This is a genomic window from Nostoc cf. commune SO-36 (assembly GCF_023734775.1).
GTDB lineage: Bacteria > Cyanobacteriota > Cyanobacteriia > Cyanobacteriales > Nostocaceae > Nostoc > Nostoc commune_A.
In genome coordinates this window covers 317,620-334,660 of the sequence record NZ_AP025732.1, presented here as the reverse complement: position 1 = coordinate 334,660, position 17,041 = coordinate 317,620, and the positions used below count along the sequence as shown (strand labels likewise).

The 17,041-nt window shown below is 42.5% G+C and carries 10 protein-coding genes and 2 pseudogenes; 7 read left to right on the top strand and 5 right to left on the bottom strand.

The annotated features are described in order from the left end of the window. Positions 1-70 precede the first annotated feature (70 nt). The 4 genes and pseudogenes from rfbF to ANSO36C_RS01560 form a co-directional block, all read right to left on the bottom strand. Positions 71-844 carry a glucose-1-phosphate cytidylyltransferase gene (rfbF, locus tag ANSO36C_RS01575; RefSeq protein ID WP_251958081.1) on the bottom strand — a complete coding sequence of 258 codons (774 nt, stop codon included), beginning with the start codon at positions 842-844 and terminating at the stop codon, positions 71-73. A gap of 507 nt (positions 845-1,351) precedes the next feature. Then, positions 1,352-3,521, bottom strand: a pseudogene (locus ANSO36C_RS01570) (tetratricopeptide repeat protein). A 57-nt stretch (positions 3,522-3,578) separates the two neighbouring features. Continuing rightward, entirely contained in the window at positions 3,579-4,361 is a 783-nt protein-coding gene (locus ANSO36C_RS01565) for a PP2C family serine/threonine-protein phosphatase (protein ID WP_251958080.1), read from the bottom strand. A 49-nt stretch (positions 4,362-4,410) separates the two neighbouring features. Next, the gene (locus tag ANSO36C_RS01560) at positions 4,411-5,085 is read right to left on the bottom strand and encodes a vWA domain-containing protein (protein ID WP_251958079.1); all 675 of its coding nucleotides are present in this window, start codon (positions 5,083-5,085) and stop codon (positions 4,411-4,413) included. Positions 5,086-5,817: 732 nt separating this feature from the next. Here ANSO36C_RS01560 and ANSO36C_RS01555 point away from each other — a divergent pair. Then, complete coding sequence (locus ANSO36C_RS01555; RefSeq protein ID WP_251958078.1) at positions 5,818-7,224, top strand: response regulator; 1,407 nt, start codon at positions 5,818-5,820, stop codon at positions 7,222-7,224. A gap of 741 nt (positions 7,225-7,965) precedes the next feature. Here the strand turns inward: ANSO36C_RS01555 and ANSO36C_RS01550 are convergent. Further along, the gene (locus tag ANSO36C_RS01550; RefSeq protein ID WP_251958077.1) at positions 7,966-8,178 is read right to left on the bottom strand and encodes a hypothetical protein; all 213 of its coding nucleotides are present in this window, start codon (positions 8,176-8,178) and stop codon (positions 7,966-7,968) included. A gap of 65 nt (positions 8,179-8,243) precedes the next feature. On the opposite strand from ANSO36C_RS01550, the gene ANSO36C_RS01545 reads away from it, so the two are divergent. The 6 genes and pseudogenes from ANSO36C_RS01545 (at position 8,244) to ANSO36C_RS01505 (ending at position 16,909) form a co-directional block, all read left to right on the top strand. After that, on the top strand, positions 8,244-8,399 hold the full coding sequence (locus ANSO36C_RS01545) for a hypothetical protein (RefSeq protein WP_251958076.1): 156 nt from the start codon (positions 8,244-8,246) through the stop codon (positions 8,397-8,399). Next, the gene (locus tag ANSO36C_RS01540; protein ID WP_251958075.1) at positions 8,369-8,578 is read left to right on the top strand and encodes a hypothetical protein; all 210 of its coding nucleotides are present in this window, start codon (positions 8,369-8,371) and stop codon (positions 8,576-8,578) included. Before ANSO36C_RS01545 ends, ANSO36C_RS01540 begins: the two co-directional genes overlap by 31 nt. A 60-nt stretch (positions 8,579-8,638) precedes the next feature. Next, positions 8,639-8,875 carry a hypothetical protein gene (locus tag ANSO36C_RS01535; RefSeq protein WP_251958074.1) on the top strand — a complete coding sequence of 79 codons (237 nt, stop codon included), beginning with the start codon at positions 8,639-8,641 and terminating at the stop codon, positions 8,873-8,875. A gap of 764 nt (positions 8,876-9,639) precedes the next feature. Continuing rightward, a pseudogene (gene pheT / locus ANSO36C_RS34105) lies at positions 9,640-12,093 on the top strand (phenylalanine--tRNA ligase subunit beta). Positions 12,094-12,485: 392 nt separating this feature from the next. Next, positions 12,486-12,707, top strand: coding sequence for a hypothetical protein (locus ANSO36C_RS01510; RefSeq protein WP_251958071.1), 222 nt, complete (start codon positions 12,486-12,488; stop codon positions 12,705-12,707). A gap of 611 nt (positions 12,708-13,318) precedes the next feature. Beyond that, a complete protein-coding gene (locus tag ANSO36C_RS01505) occupies positions 13,319-16,909 on the top strand; it encodes a DUF4912 domain-containing protein (protein ID WP_251958070.1) in 3,591 nt (1,196 codons plus the stop codon). Positions 16,910-17,041 lie beyond the last annotated feature (132 nt).

Below are 17,041 nucleotides of genomic sequence, written 5' to 3'. Positions count from 1 at the left end.
TTCTGAATTTTGACTCCTGAATTCTGACTCCTGAATTCTGACTCCTGAATTCTGACTCCTAACTCTCTTCCTACCATACCTTCCAAGGAGCTTGATTAGTTTTCCACAGCCCCTCCAGATAGTTTTTATCACGTAAAGTATCCATTGGTTGCCAAAAACCATCGTGTTTGAAAGCAGATAGCTGTTCCATATCAGCGAGTTTTTCTAATGGCTCTTGCTCCCATACGGTAGAGTCATCAGCGATTAAGTTGATTACTTCTGGTTCTAACACAAAATAACCGCCATTAATCCAAGCTCCATCACCTTCAGGTTTTTCCCGAAAGCTGGTGATTTTAGTTTGCTCATATCCTAAAGAAATAGCACCAAAACGTCCGGCTGGTTGAACGGCTGTCAGTGTTCCTAAGCTATTTTGTTGTTTATGAAACTTAACTAGTTCGGTGATATTAATATTACTTACACCATCACCATAAGTAAAGCAAAAAGTTTCATTACCAAGATGTTCACTGATTCGCTTTAAGCGCCCGCCTGTCATGGTATTATCACCCGTATTTACTAAGGTGACACGCCAGGGTTCAGCATACCCAGAATGCACATTCATCTGGTTAAATCTCATGTCAAAGGTGACATCTGACATGTGTAAAAAGTAGTTAGCAAAATACTCTTTAATTATGTAACCTTTGTAACCACAACAAATGATGAAGTCATTAATGCCGTGGGCAGAGTAAGTTTTCATAATGTGCCAGAGAATTGGCTTACCACCAATTTCAACCATCGGCTTAGGTCTAACACTGGTTTCTTCACTGAGGCGTGTACCAAGACCTCCAGCCAAAATCACCGCTTTCATGCAATTACCTCGGAGATTTGTAGGGATATGATTATTCGACTTTTTCGAGATGAAGAGGATGCACTTGGAAGGAGAGAAATGTATTTCTGATTTCTTTTTCTCCGTCAATAATCTAACTGTAATTTTCGGCATAATTATAAAGGAAAGATAAATTAAAATCTTTTCTATATAAAAGCTCTATGAATATCTATAAACATGAAAATAAATTACTTAATTAAACCTCATCTAAGTTGAGAACCATAGTTTTCGCCCTCACCCTAAATCCCTCTCCCATATATGGGAGAGGGACTTTGAAATTCTAGCTCCCCTTCTCCCATATCTGGGAGAAGGGGTTGGGGGATGAGGGCAAATCCTTTTCATCAGAGAAGAACTACAGGTTTCAAGATAGGTGTGGTTTAAATACAAATATCACCAATAAAATAACTAGGGCTAGCTGTCACTAACCCTAGTTAGGCTTGATTTTGCAATCAAAACCAAGAATATTTCAGTAACAAAAGTTACTGTTTTCTAGTTAGTTTTTTCGACATTACTTGAGCCTTGGAATAAAGGGTCACATTTGTTTTCTATGACTACACACATATTACTGAGTGCTTGCTGATAATTATCCATATCACCTTGCTCAAGAAATATTTTGGCCGATGCCTGTATATCTTCGATAGCTTTCGTCTGATATTTGTTAGATTCACTACCGCCATATTGTGCCAGTTCATAGCGAACCATACCTCGTTTGAGATACACTTTTGCTAGTTTGGGGCTTATGGTTAATGCTTGGTTAAAGTCAGCGATCGCTTGATTATATTCTTGCTCATAATTGCTGCTATATTGAGCAATTTGATAATAGACGACACCTCGCTGAAAGTAAGCTTCTGCTTTGGATATATTAAGTTTTATTGTGTGGGTAAAATCTGCGATCGCTTTTTTGTAATCTTGTCGAGATTCACCGCTATATTTAGCCATTTGGGTGCGAACAATCCCTCGTCTGAGATAAGCTTCAACTTCATTGTTATCCAGAGCGATAGCCCGATTATAGTCTGCGATCGCTAGGTTATACTCTGTATCAGGATCGTTACTATATTCGGCTAGCATATAGCGGGCATTACCGCGATTTACAAGAGCTTTGATTTGATTGGGCTTGATTTTGAGAGCTTGGCTATAATCTGTAACTGCTCCTTCGTAGTCTTTCAGGTTATAGCGGGCATTGACACGATTTACAATTGATCTAGCGTGTGTAGGTTCTTGTTCAATTGCTTCACTAAAAGCTAATAATTGCTTTGTCATAGTCTCGCTCTTTGTAAGCAATGTAACCTTGCTGATAAGAATCAGCGAAGCTGAGTTTGTTATTTGTCTGGGGAGAGTTCAATGCTTGTTGGGTGTAAGCATTTTGGGAAACCAACGGCTGAGTGAATTTAATCATTATGTCCGCATATCCCAACAAACCAAAACCCAGCAAACAACAAATAACCGGGTACAATCTTGACTTTTTGGCAGGTTTATATGATGAACCACTAGGAGTAATTACTGGCTGCCAATAATTACTTAACTGCGGTGATGTGGCTCGCTGTGGAAAACGTGGTGTCTGGGTATACTGTTTTCTTCGTTTGACTCGCGGTTGTAGATGTTCTTTAGCTTCTATAGCCCGATGTGATGGAAAGGGGTCGCGTCCGCCTAATCGCACGGTACGTTCACACCACGGACAGCTACGCATGTGGTTGTTGTAGCGATGCTGGGGATTTGTCGTGCAGGTAATCAGGGAATCTTCGGCTTCAGCTATTGCTGAGAGCCAAGTTTGGGCACTGGGGCGCAGCAGTGGGTTGGTGTGACCATCTTCAAAACAACGAATAAATAGTTCCTGCAAGCTGGGATGGAGAATTTCCCAAGGAGGCGCGATGGGTGTGGGCAGGTATGGTACGTACCGCTTTTCGCTGTAAGTGAAATGACCCGATGCAATGCGTGCTTCGTAGGGTGGTGGCTCAATAGCGCCTTGAAATATCCCCGAAAATGGATGCGTGCCTTCCATCAAGAGTTGAAATACTAGCACCGCTAACCCAAATAAATCGTGAGAGATTTCGCGATCGTGTTGGGCAAAAGTTTTATTCTGTAGTTCTGGTGGGGTAAACTCTGGTTTACCTACTGGGCAACGGTAAACAACATTGCTGTTGGGGTCAAGTACTTGGAAAGAGTCTGTATCTATCAAAGTCACCAGGGCGGTGTCACTGACGAGAATATTTGACTCGTTTACATCACCAATACAATATCCACTAGCGTGCAAAGCAGCAAAAGCTGCCGCTAGGTTACGAGCCGTGCGGAGCAGGTACTGATAGTTGAATAGGGGGCAGTGTTGACGACGGGTTCGGGGGTTATAAAAATCGATGATTGGTCGCATCCCCTGAATGCGTGGCATTAAAAAGCCCAGGATGCTATTTTTGCCATCTGCTGCCCGTAATAAATCCTCTGGCCAAGCGATAGAAATATGCCCCAAACTAGCCGTAGGGTTTTCTGGCGGGTTGGCAAGCATCGCCTGGAGTTTATCAGCATGGGCAGTGGTTGGCTTGTGGTAAATCTTTGCCACCAAGTTGTTATCGGATGGCACTGCATAAACACAAGCTTCACCACCACGCCCCAAACTGACATTGAGGCTGAGAATTTCTTTTTTAGGAGAACAACGTAGTACCTGCATAATGAAATTACCGCTAACGGAAGTTATTGTAAGATGTGAAACCTGTAAATTTATTGCTCACGAGTCGTTGAATGCGGCTATAATGAGTGTCAAATCATCATCAGTGCGTTGCGTAATTCGCTCTGAGCGTAAGAATTTTACTAACTGCTCCTTGGCTACTGTCTTATCCTCGGTATTGGCTACAAATTCAAACAGGGGAAAAAAGAATGGTTTGTGTGGTTCGCCAACAACCATATTCAAAGCCAGCATTTGTAATCCGTCGGTGATGATGCCAACATTTACTATGTCTGTGCGCCATAATCTTATCTGCGCTGTATCTAAGGCAGTAGGCGAAGTTAAAAAAGTAGTTTCGTTGATGTATTCGCCACTGTCAGGTATGGTAAGTGCCAGCAGGTTGCCCATACGATCTTTTGCCACTGCCAAACCATCACCTATTTGCATCACAGCCACAACTTCTGGTGTGGCGACCATCATAATTAAGGTAGTTGCTAAATCTTGAGGCTGTTTGTCACAAGTAGCCGCCTCATCCTCCACAGCTTTTTTGGCTGCTAGTATGGCATCATTTAAGAGCGATCGCACATAATCATCATCATTCAAACTTTTTTGGGTTAGTCCAATAGTTGAAATGTTTTCTATTGCTGTCTCCACAGCAATCATCGCTCCCACTTTCCCAAGGCTCGCAGAACCAGCACCATCTGCTGCTGCTGCCACTAAAACATTATCTGACAATATTTGCCAGTGATGAGCATCCTGACATAATTGATTGTTTTTTAAGTGACCTGTACCACATACAGACGCAGCCACAATCCGCCATTGAGCAATCTGTTTTGATATGTTCATAGATTTTTTTCTAGCAGCCAGGTGTTTAACATCAAGCTGCGATTTTTAATTAAACAGTCCCCCAGCCAATCGGCGGTAGTGCTACCTGTTCATCCACTTGGGAATGAGAAACAGCTGACATACTAGTTGACAACCAGACAAACATCTCGATAAAATTTAGTCCTTTGAGCTTTAAGGGAGTACGCACGGTTATTTGATTTAAACGCGTCATATTCGCATTTTCTACGCCAACCGTAAAAAATGCCACACGTTTACTAGCTTCATCTCCTTGTAGACGTTGGGCTGCTTGATCTACTACTTGCTCTAACTCGCCTTGGGGTTCTCCATCGGTAATCATAAATACCCAAGGACGATAATAAGCAATCCCATTGGCACGATACTGAGATTTCCGCTCTTGAATTATGTCCAAAGCTTTATGAATCCCTGCACCCATCGTAGTCAAGCCCTGTGCTGTCAAAATCGGCGGATTGAATTGATCAGCAGTCACAAAGTCTTGTACTACATTGATATTACTATCAAAAGTGACGATCGCCACTTCCACCCGTCTTGCGGCTAAGGAATTTTTGACTAATTCATCCTTTAAGCTTAATAAACCTTGATTTAAAGCCTCAATCGGATCTCCTTGCATCGACCCAGATGTGTCTAGTAAAAGTACACAAGGACAACGTGGTTCTGGGTTCTCAGCAAATTCTACTACTTCATCAAGTCTTAATGTATCATGCATAACTTTTTGTGTTATGTTAAAGTCCAAAGCTTTATTTCCCTTTGCTCAGAGTATATAATTTCAGTCGTTTAGGCGACTATAGAATATAGTATCTAGTGGTAGATGCTCTAATCTTTATTAAACAAATGATTTTCATGAAGTTCTCTACATATTTAAGAAGAACTTGAGTACAGCTTAGTTTAGCAAAAAAGAGTTTATCAAGACCCAGCATTACCTGTTGTAATGTATCTACCAAAAATTTATATCCATTAAACCTACAGTACAATAAATACGTAAACTTTCCTAGATAAGTTTTTAAAGATTTTATGTAGAAAAACCGTTTCTTTATAGAAAAGTAATTAAGCATAATTAAGCTCATCAACTTTAGAAGTATACCAGCGTAACTGCGCGAATTCGGGATCAAATTTACCTTTTTGAGTGAGTGGGCATAAATAAACGTCATTATTAAGGTCTTCAGCTAAGAGTTGTCGGTAGTTGAGTAGACCTTAAGAAGTAAGCAGCATCTACTGTTAGTCCAGCCATAATCATTGTTTCTTTATTCCATACCCACCTACTTGTTTTTTGAGATAGATTAAGTAGAAAGCACTAAATGTAACAATTCAGTTACAAAAACAATATTTTAAAAAAATAAGTTGTGCGTAGAAAAATATTACAAAAAAGAAAATACTTCATAGCTGATATTTTCAATCTACAAATGTTCGGTTGTTGATTCCGCAAGAAAACTTGAAGAATATGAATCACTCAGGTACATTCACCAAACTACGTCCTCTAAGTTTGCTAAGACAGTTATCCAATTGCTCCGATAGTACTTGTTTACAAGCATCGAGTAACTCAGTTTCTTGGACGATTTACTTAGAACAGGGCAAAATAACTTACGCTACCCATTCAGTAGAACCTTTTGATCGACTAGAACGACATTTGCGTCGTCTTAGCCACCAAATTCCCCTCCTTAGCAGTGAGGTTCGTGTTCAAGTCAGGCTGATGTTTGAACCTGATTCACACAGTCAGTTAATCGAAGATGACAGCAATTCGAGAAATTGCCCTCTAGAGTATCAGGCGATATCTTGGCTTGTGAGTCAACAACATCTACATTCTACACAAGCAGCAGTGCTGGTTCAAGAATTAGTTAAAGAGGTGATTGAATCATTTTTACTCATCAAAGAAGGTACTTATGAATTAGTAGAAATACTTGATAGAATGACAAAAATTTGCAGGCTAGATGTAGAAAAACTTTTAGAACATTGCCAACTAAGATTACAGAATTGGCAAACTTTTATTCCCCAGATTTCTTCTCCATATCAACGTCCCTATCTGTTGATTAAAAACAAACTTGAGAACCAAGATTTACCAGATATCCAGCCAGATTTGGCTAATTGGATGAAGGGTTTTAGCCTGTGTCATCTGGCTGTAATTTTGAATCAAGATGAAATCCAACTGGCTCGCAATTTATATCCTTACATCCTTCAGGGTGCGATTATTTTGCATGAACCCGATCCACCTTATGATAAGTTACCAAGGATTTTTGAAGAGCAATATCTACGATGGGCTACGCCTACGCGTTTATCGAAATTAATTCCCGAATTAGTTGACACTAAAGAAAAACTAAGTACCAGCGTCAACTCTTACCCAGATACTTCTAAAGAGAATATAGCTCCTGTTCAGCAATTACCACAGATTTCTACTCCTTCTAAAGAAAACTTTCAGGAACCAACAATATCAAATAACATAAATCCTGCTTCCCAAAAAGTAATGGCGGCTACTGTAACGGCACAAAAAGTCCATAAAATCGTTTCTGTAGATGATAGCCCGACAATTCTTAAAGAAATTAGCTATTTCTTAGAAAACGAAAATTTTTTTGTAGTGACTATTAACGATCCAGTAAAAGCCGTTTTGTCCATTATAAGGCACAAACCAGACTTAATTTTGCTGGATTTAAATATGCTAGGAATCGATGGTTATGAGTTGTGTCGGATTATACGAAATAATTCTATGTTTCAAAAGACTCCTATTATCTTTGTCACTGGAAATAAAGGGGTTTTAGACAAAGTAAAAGCCAAATTAGTTGGGGCATCTGGATATCTAACTAAACCGTTTACCCGCACCGAATTACTAAAAATAATTTTTATGCATTTGACTTAAATTAGCCACAAAACCTAAAAATTTTGAGCTAGTGAGGAAATGAATACTAATCTGAAAGTTGACGAAAACTTAATTAAGGAAAGCTACTCAAACTTGCTGGTCATCCAACTAGGATTGAAGACACGGCATTGCCGTGTCCCTACGAGTATCTATGTTCATCTGTGGCTAATTAGTTTTTCTGTACCTTACGCACTATATTTCAAAGAGTAATAATTATGGGTTAATTACAGATTGAAATTTTTGAAGTGCTAGAAGGTTGATTCTTACGCCGCTCAATGAGAGCAATGTCAACTGCAAAGTTTAACCAAGAAGTATTGGATTCAAAATGTAATCAACTCAAGTTGGCAAAAAAGCCAATGCCACAATAGACAAGTTTACCAATGCAAAAACTGGCTTCTGTCTGCTACAAAGCTTGCGGGGCTATGGTAGAGAAATCATAATTTGGGTTGTTGTAGCCTGGATTTGACATGGCGGATGTTATAAGGTCAGAACTGCTGAGTAAACTGCTGACATCAGTTCCTATACCTTGGCTAGGCTTACTACTACCTAGCGATATCAGTTCTCCACTAACAGAAAAATTCCAGCCTTCATTACCAATGAGTGTTTTGTTATCACCACTAGCTTCAATCCGGTTTCCAAGGAGATTGCTGTTATTTACGCTGCCAGTGTTGCCAGTACCAAGGATGTCGTTGTTACTACCAGGGAGTCTATTGGCATTACCAAGGATGTCGTTGTTATTGCCTAAGTTCCAGTTACCGTTACCGTTGGTTGTGTTCTCGTTACCAAAGCCCCAGTTGCCATTACCTTCGGTTTTGCCGCCGTCACCGTAGTTCCAGTTACCGTTACCGTTGGTTGTGTTATCACTACCAAAATTCCAGTTACCATTACCGTCGGTTGTGTTGTTACTACCATATAACCAGTTAGCGTTACCTTGGCCACTGTTACCGGTAGCATTTGCACCATCTAATTTTTGAATATCAGATATCCAGTTGTCACTCTTATAAGGTACAGGTTGACCGTTGCCAGTTTCAGGTAGGTTGCTACCACTTTCCTGGGAGGGGGGAGTGTTGCCAAATGGTAAGTTACCAGGGAGATTGCTGCTACCACCAGATGTGTTACGCCAGATGCGCCACCAGCAAAGGGGTTGCCGCTACCACCAGATGCGTTACCGCTAGATGCGCCACCAGCAAAGGGGTTGCCGCTACCACCAGATGTGTTACCGCCAGATGCGCCACCAGCAAAGGGGTTGCCGCTACCACCAGATGCGTTACCGCTAGATGCGCCACCACTAGCAAAGGGGTTGCTACCACCACCTAATGCACTGGTGTCACCGCCAAGGACTCCGATGAGTTGATTGAACGGATTATTAGTATCAGTTAAAGCCCGCTCGTCGAGTGGTCGCTCGTAATTATATTTGTACTTTCCATCTTCACTGGTTGTGGATGAGTTGCCACCACCGATGAAGGAAGCGAAGCCACCAGCACCGCCACCAGCGCCACCACCAGCGCCACCACCAGCGCCACCACCAGCGCCACCGCTACCGCTATCAGCAACACCGGAGCCACCGCTACCACCTAAACTGCTGCCATCGGTGGACTGCCATTTGCCATCACTGAAGAAAAATTTCCGTTACCAGATAAATTGTTGCTAGTACCTTGTGATCCAGCAGTTTGATTGCTATTGTCAGAAGTTGCCATTAGAATGAAGTTCCTATTACTTAAACTGAAATTCCTCTATCAAAAGGAAGATCAAGGACGTGAATGAAAGCATTTTTTGACTTTCATCTTCAATAAAGAAATACTAATAAAAACAGCAATTACTACCTTTAGCAAAACTATACAAAATTAGATTTATCTTTCAAATGAACAAACTTTAGATTAGATTGCTGATTCTTTAGATTCGGTTGTCTATTCTTTTGATATTGTTCAGGTAGATTTCAGGAAATTGCCCGGAAATCCTTATGGTGAATGCTTTAGAAGCAGTATTTGCAGTTATTTTTCGGATTAAACAGGGCAAATTTACCTCTTTGAAGTTCTACAATAAAATGCAATTACACTAAAAAAAAGAATAAAGGTTGCTTTTTTTAGTCTATTAAGTGAAAAAATATTGCTTGGGAGGTCTTATCGAGTTTGAAAGATTCAAGTTCTGCGATCGCTGATGCTATTAACTTCTTTCTTGGCAGAATTTAAAAACTCATGGTGAATAAACGGGCTAGTGTATCTAATTGGGTCAAACATATCTCCCTTGATAGAAGCTAAGACACCAAGAAAAGATTAAAGAGAGAGGTTGTTTTGGCAGTCTAACGTAGTAGGATTGTTCAAGTGAAAGGGTAAGCCTTGCGGGACGAGTAGCCATCGATCGCTTCTTGCACCCTAAAATTAGAACAAAAGACGATTCCTAAAACAAGCACACTCCATGCGTATTTCTCTAAATTGGCTGCGCGAACTAGTAGAGATAAAACTTAGTCCAGAAGAATTAGCCGAAACCCTGACAATGGCGGGGTTTGAGGTTGAAGAGATTGAAGATCGCCGCACTTGGGCCAATGGCGTGGTTATCGGGAAAGTGCTTGAGCGTCAACCCCATCCCAACGCCGATAAATTGAGTGTTTGCCAAGTCGATAATCGGTGCAGGTGAAACTTTAAATATTGTCTGTGGCGCTGCCAATGTGAAGGCAGATATTTACGTGCCAGTAGCAACTACGGGTACTTACTTACCCCAACATCCGATTTAAAAATTAAACCTGCAAAACTGCGTGGTGTCCCATCTCAGGGCATGATTTGTTCTTTAAAGGAACTCGGTTTGCCCACCGATGTCGATGGAATTCATATTTTTACTCAAGAAAATTGACCATTGGGTAGTGATGTGCGGCCGTTGTTGGGTTTAGATGATGTAATTTTAGACCTCACCGCAACTGCCAATCGCGCTGATGCACTGAGTATGGTAGGCGTAGCCAGGGAAGTGGCGGCTTTAACTGGTGGAAAGTTGAGCATTTCTGAACCTGGTGAAGTCTCCATTACCAAAAGTGCCGGAAGTTTAACTTTAAAAATTGCCGATACTCAAGCTTGTCCTGCATACATCGGTACAGTAATTGAACAGGTTAAAATTGCCCCATCTCCCGAATGGTTGCAACAGCGTTTAAGGGCTGCTGGTGTACGTCCTATAAGTAATGTTGTGGATATTACTAATTACGTTTTGTTGGAATGGGGACAACCACTGCAAGCCTTTGATGGCGATCGCATAAAATCTGTTGCAAGTAGTCAAAATTTAACCATCGGCGTTCGCTTCGACCAATAATGGAGAATCCCTCAAAACCCTGGATGGACAAACTCGCACCCTATCAATCCAAAATTTGTTAATTACCGCTAATGAAAGACCCGTTGCACTGGCGGGAGTCATGGGGGGAGAAGAAACGGAAGTCCATGAAGGGACTCAAAGCCTAGTTTTAGAAGCAGCTTTATTTGATTCCGTAGCAATTCGCCGTTCTTCGCGCAGTGTAGGGTTAAGAAGTGAGGCTTCTGGGAGATATGAACGGGGAGTTAACCGGGCTGAGTTGGAAATAGCTAATCGCCGCGCTTTATCTTTAATTAGCGAATTAGCTAGTGGAATTATAGTCCAGCAAGAAATTGCCGACACCCGCCCCGATCCTTCTACCTGGAGTCGTTCGATCGCCCTGCGTTTAGACCGAGTTAATCAGATACTAGGGCCAATCGATTTAGGAGAAGACGCAGGTGAACTCCAAAAACAAGATGTTGAGCGTATCCTGACTGCATTGGGATGTCAATTGGCTCCTTCAGGTGAAGATAGCAACCATCAAACTACATGGTCAGTTTCTGTCCCACCCTATCGTTACCGCGACTTAGAGCGAGAAATTGATTTAATTGAAGAAATTGCCCGTCTCTATGGTTACAACAGATTCTGTGATACTTACCAGAAAAATCGGAAGGTGGTTATCTGCCTTTAGACGAGGAACTGATTCGCAAGTTACGCGCTTTCCTCCGGGCTGAAGGGTTGACAGAATTAATTCACTATTCTTTAGTCAAACCAGGAGAAGACAGAGAGATAGTACTGTCAAATCCTTTGTTTGCGGAATATTCAGCGCTGCGAAACGATTTGCTATCTGGGTTGATTGATGCCTTTCAATACAATTTAGAGCAGGGTAATGGTTCCCTGAACGGCTTTGAAATCGGGCAAATTTTCTGGCGAGAAGAAGACGGTTTGCAAGAAACAGAAGCCTTAGCTGGGATTATAGGAGGCGATCGCACCATTGGCAAATGGTCAAAAAGTGGGCGCGAAGAACCCATCACCTGGTTTGAAGCCAAAGGCATTTTAGAAAGTGTGTTTCGGCAACTTGCCTTGGAGGTAGAATTTCAACCCGATCGCCGCGACGATCGCTTACATCCAGGGCGTACCGCTTCCTTGTGGATTCGGGGTAACAGACTGGGTATTTTTGGCCAACTCCATCCCCAACTGCGACGAGAAAAAGGTTTACCAGATTCCGTTTATGTTTTCCAGTTGGATCTAGATGTGCTTTTAGATTCTCTCGGAGAAGATGAAGTTCTCGTTCCGACATTCCAGCCTTATTCTACCTATCCAGCTAGCGATCGCGACATCGCCTTTTTCGCACCCGTGAAAATCTCAGTTTCCGAAATTCAAAAAGTAATTACCAAAGCGGGTAAAGATTTGCTCGAATCTGTGGAATTATTTGATGAATATCGCGGCGAAAATGTCCCCGAAGGACAGAGGAGTTTAGCATTCCGCTTAATTTATCGGGCTAGCGATCGCACTTTGACTGAGGCAGAAGTCGAACCAGTACACAATAAAGTCCGCGAAGCCTTGGTGGAAAAATTCGGCGTGAACTTGAGAAGTTAGAAGTTATATCATGTCCGGCTGATTACTTACTAAACCCCAAGAACCGCGCCCCGCATTTAATGACGCAAACGATTCCCTCCCCTTGGTAAGGCTACCCTAGTCAAATTACTCCCCTTAATCCCCCCGATGGATTGCTACCGTGTATACACAACTCGAATTACCCCCCTTAATCCCCCCTTGGAAAGGGGGGAAACCGGAAAATCTAGTTCCCTCCCCTTTCCAAGGGGAGGGTTAGGGTGGGGTAAAACCCTGGTTAATCATCTATTTCAGACTTGTGTATACACCGTAGGATGCATTGGGGGGAAAAAGAAATCTAGTTCCCTCCCCAATCCATCCTACGGTGTACGCACAAGTCTTCTAGAGTTGTTGCGTAACGTAGGGAAGGTTAATTCTTGCAGGTCGATGCATTAAAGGTGCAGGTCGATGCATTAAAGCTACAAGTCGATGCATTAAAAGTGCAGGTCGATGCATTAAAGGTGCAGGTCGATGCATTAAAAGTGCAGGTCGATGCATCAAAGGTGCAGGTCGATGCATTAAAGGTACAAGTCGATGCATTAAAGGTGCAAGTCAATGCATTAAAGGTGCAGGTCAAAAAACTTGTGTATACACCGTAGCTTAAAAAGGGGGGCAAAAAGCTTTCAAAGTACGCCTTCTTAAGGGAGCTAGTGCGGTCTTGGGGGTTTCCCCATGAGCAACTGGCGTGGATTTAGGGGGATCTACAACGATTTTGGTTTTCTAGTAAAGATGTGTGTACACCGTAGCCAATCCATTGGGGAGGGTTAGGGTAGGGTAAAAACCCGGTTAATCAGCTATTTCAGACTTGTGTGTAACCGTAGCCTTGGTCAGGGAAGGGGTGTTAAGGACTATTGCAAGAGGTCTATTAGGTGTAGCTACCAACTTGGTATAAGTTGCAATATAAATTAGAACATTTTATAGTAAACAGACTCTGGCAGTTAAAGTATAAATTATCATGCTATAAAAACTATGCCAAAGTATAAAAAAACATAAGTGTGTGAAAGGAATTTAGAACTAAAGATAACTCAGATGTATAATTAGCGCGTCTCCTCCATAATTCCTAAAAAGATCGCGATTAGGATTTGTAGGCTTTCTATTTTTTACTTTAATTAAGGGGCCTATGTGGCAACAAGAAAAAAAAGATACTTCGATAGTTAGACTAGTATTATGGCTTGCCTTAGCTACAACCCCTATGGCAGCAAGTTTACTAGTGTCAGAACCCATCCTGGCACAATCTCAACCTGAAACTCCCTCTTTTTCACTGCCGAAAACAGTGGAGAATGGATCAACACTGCGAATTGACGGTTCCAGTAGCTTGGGTGCTATCAACCAAAGCCTGAAAGCAAGTTTTGAAAAACAGTTTGTCGGTACAAAGGTTGAAGTTGCTGCTAACGGTACTAATACCGCACTGAAAGATTTGCTAGATGGCAAAATCGACATAGTAGCAATGGGGCGTGGGTTGACACCAGCCGAAAAAGCTCAAGGACTAGAGCAAGTTCGCTTGCACCGTGAGAAGATTGCGATCGTGGTTGGTGCAGACAATCCTTTTAAAGGAAGTTTGACCAGTAAGCAATTCGCCCGTATTTTCCGGGGACAAATTACCAATTGGTCGCAACTGGGAGCGCCTTCAGGGAAAATTCGGTTAATCGATCACCCGAACACGAGTGAAACTCGAGACACTTTTCGTGCTTATCCAGCCTTCAAGACTGCTGAATTTGCAACAGGGGCTAATGCTACCCAACTAACTGAGGATAATACCGCAGAAATCATCAAACAATTGGGCAAAGACGGCATCAGCTATGTGTTAGCTAATCAAGTGTCGCAATTGAAAGGTGTGCGAGTTTTACAATTACATCAAGCCTTGCCAGATGATGCTAAATATCCTTTTTCGCAACCTTTAGTTTACGTTTACAAAAAAAATCCCAGCTTAACAACAACCGATTTTCTTGGCTTTACCCTGGCACCCCAAGGGCAGCAAGCTATAGAACAAGCTAGAACTGCTGAAGCAGAGGCGATCGCAGTTAGCGTATCACAATCTACTGTCACACCTTCCCCCAGTGGTCAGACAACAGCAGCTGCGCCTTCTCCTAATGCCACTAATTCTGTATTTGGCGAACAGCCCTTTGTCGCTGCTCCTACTGTACAAAATAGCCCAATTGTCAACAAAGAAACACCATTGTGGTTGCTGCTACCTGTCTTTTTTATGACTATAGCTGGAGCTTTACTATGGTGGGTTTTAGGAAAAAGCCGATCTTCCACTGAAAAAACAGACAACTTACCAGAATCAAATCCTCATCTACCTAATACAGAGGATGCAAACCTGGCACTGTTGAATGGCAGCGCTGATCCCTCCATTAATGGAGTAATGCTTGAGGAGCAGTCAGTGCCGCATTTCCAAGAGCAAGAAACCCCCGATCGCACTCCTTTCAACATCTATGCTCAAACACAATCTGATCTAACCGCGAATGCTACTCATGAGACATCTAATTTAGTACAAGAGACAACTAATGGTACCTCTAACCTTTATCAAGGCTCAACATCGGGCGTAGCTAATGGCTCAGAAAATAATAACGGAGCCGCAGCTTTAACCAATGGTGCGGCTTTAGCAACGGGCATTGGGGCAGCTACCTGGTCTACTTTTACCAACAAAGAAACAGACACAATTGATGAGACAGTCGAGCTAAATAATTATACGCAGACAAACACTCCTGAGTCTGATGAAGTTGCATGGGATATAGAAGCCCCAGCGGCCGTAGTAAATACTTCATATCCTCACCTGACTAATATTTCCGAAGAGTTGTCTGATTATGATGTAGAGCTACCTTCATCTGATGTGACAGCCCCAATCCCAGACTTGCCAGATGTGCCAGAAGTAACATCAAACTTTGGATATTGGGACACAGAAGTTAATGAAGATGAGGTAGATGAGGAACTTCAGGCAGAATTGAACTGGCTAGAAAGTATCACTTCAACTGAAGATACAGCTTCAATAGATGAATTGCCTTTAGATGAGTCTGGCGAAGTAGCAGCCGATGTCGAACCGTCAGTGACACAAATACCCTCACTGTTTGATTTGCCAGAATTACCAGAAGATGAATTGAATGTGGTAGCGGATGCAGCCGAACCCACTCTCGATTTGCCAGAGGCAGAATCTCCAGCAGAGCCGACTGTTGAGGAAAATGTTGCTGAATCCACAGATTTTACTGGTGTTGCGGTAGCAGCAGGCGCAGGGATGGCAGCCTGGGCTACATTGGCATCACAAACTGATACTCCGGTTGACAATGAGCCAATTGCAGCCGAGACAGCTATTGGTTTGGTAGATGCAGATGACGAGAGCAATATTGTTCTCATCCCCCAGACTTATACATCAGCTCATGTTTCTTGGGAGATTTCTGAAGCCAAGAAAGCAGCGCTACGGAAACAAGGCGGCTCTCAATTGGTAGTGTGGATCTATGATGTAACTGGAATTGACTTGAGTTATCAAAGTCCTCACCTGGTTCAGCACTATGAATGTGAGGAGACAGCACACGATCGCTTTGTAGAAATTCCCGTTACCGATCACGATTACGTTGCTGAAATCGGCTATGTCGCTGATGGCGATGGCTGGTTATTCATCGCTCGTTCCCCAATTGTTCGTGTTTTCAGTCCTGTGAATCCAGATCCCGTAGTTGATGATGTGGCAATCGCGGATAAAACAGATATTGACTTGGTAGATGTCCAAGAAGAGATCGCCCAAGAAGAGATCGCCCAAGAACAGAACAGTATTGTCCTCACACCCCGCACTTACCAATGGGCTGAAGCCTCTTGGGAGATTTCTGAAACCAAGAAAGCAGAACTGCAACAACAGGGCGGCTCTCAATTGGTAGTGCGGCTTTATGATGTAACTGAGATAGACCTGAGTTATCAAAGTCCTCAGTTTGTCCAGCAGTATGAATGTGATGAGACAGCACACGATCGCTTTGTCGAAATTCCCATCAGCGATCGCGATTACATAGCTGAGATTGGCTATGTCGCTGATGGCGATTGGTTATTCATCGCCCGTTCTGCGATCGCTCGTGTCTTCAGTCCAGTGCCTCCAGATTCGACAACAGATGCCACAGTTGAAAATGTAGCGTTAATCAGCCAAACAGCTATTGGCTTGGTAGATACCCAAGAAGAGATCGTCCAAGAAGAGATCGCTCAAGAAGAGATCGCTCAAGAAGAGATTGCTCAAGAAGAGATTGCTCAAGAAGAGATCGTCCAAGAAGAGAGCAGTATTGTACTCACACCCCGTACTCCCAAGTGGGCTTATGTCTCTTGGCATATCTCCAACGCTCAGACCGAAGCGCTGCGCCAACAAGGTGGCTCCCAATTGGTAGTGCGGCTGTATGATGTGACTGGGATTGACTTGAGTTACCAAAGTCCGCAACTTGTACAGCAGTATGAATCTGAAGAAGTAGCACGCGATCGCTTTGTGGCTATTCCCGTCAGCGATCGCGATTACATAGTTGAAATTGGCTATCTTGCTGATGGCAATCGTTGGTTACTCATTGCCCGTTCTGCGATCGTTCGCATCTTCAGCCGTCCCCAAGGAGATTTTTGGTTTGTGGCCGATGCTGAGTTGATTATTCACGGAGCAACCCAACCAAATACAACCGTAAATATTAGTGGTCATAACATCAAAACCAAACCCGATGGTACTTTCCACCTACGTCTACCTTTTTCAGATGGTTTAATGGACTATCTCATAACAGTAGCTGCTGATGGAGAATCCACAAGAACTATTCATAAAAAGTTCTCTCAAGAAACTTCCGAAAGCTAACATTACCCTAAGTTATCCCCCATAACCTGAAAAATAAGGTTATGGGGGATTTTGTCTAAGTTGAAAAAGAATATACTATTTTTCTCTGTGTCTCTATGGTTAAAAAGTAGTTTATCTAACCGCAGAGGCACA

Excerpts from the sequence above, each read along its gene's own strand:
- rfbF (WP_251958081.1), bottom strand. The coding sequence starts at position 844 with ATGAAAGCGGTGATTTTGGCTGGAGGTCTTGGTACACGCCTCAGTGAA.
- ANSO36C_RS01565 (WP_251958080.1), bottom strand. The coding sequence starts at position 4,361 with ATGAACATATCAAAACAGATTGCTCAATGGCGGATTGTGGCTGCGTCT.
- ANSO36C_RS01560 (WP_251958079.1), bottom strand. The coding sequence starts at position 5,085 with ATGCATGATACATTAAGACTTGATGAAGTAGTAGAATTTGCTGAGAAC.
- ANSO36C_RS01555 (WP_251958078.1), top strand. The coding sequence starts at position 5,818 with ATGAATCACTCAGGTACATTCACCAAACTACGTCCTCTAAGTTTGCTA.
- ANSO36C_RS01550 (WP_251958077.1), bottom strand. The coding sequence starts at position 8,178 with ATGCTACCGGTAACAGTGGCCAAGGTAACGCTAACTGGTTATATGGTA.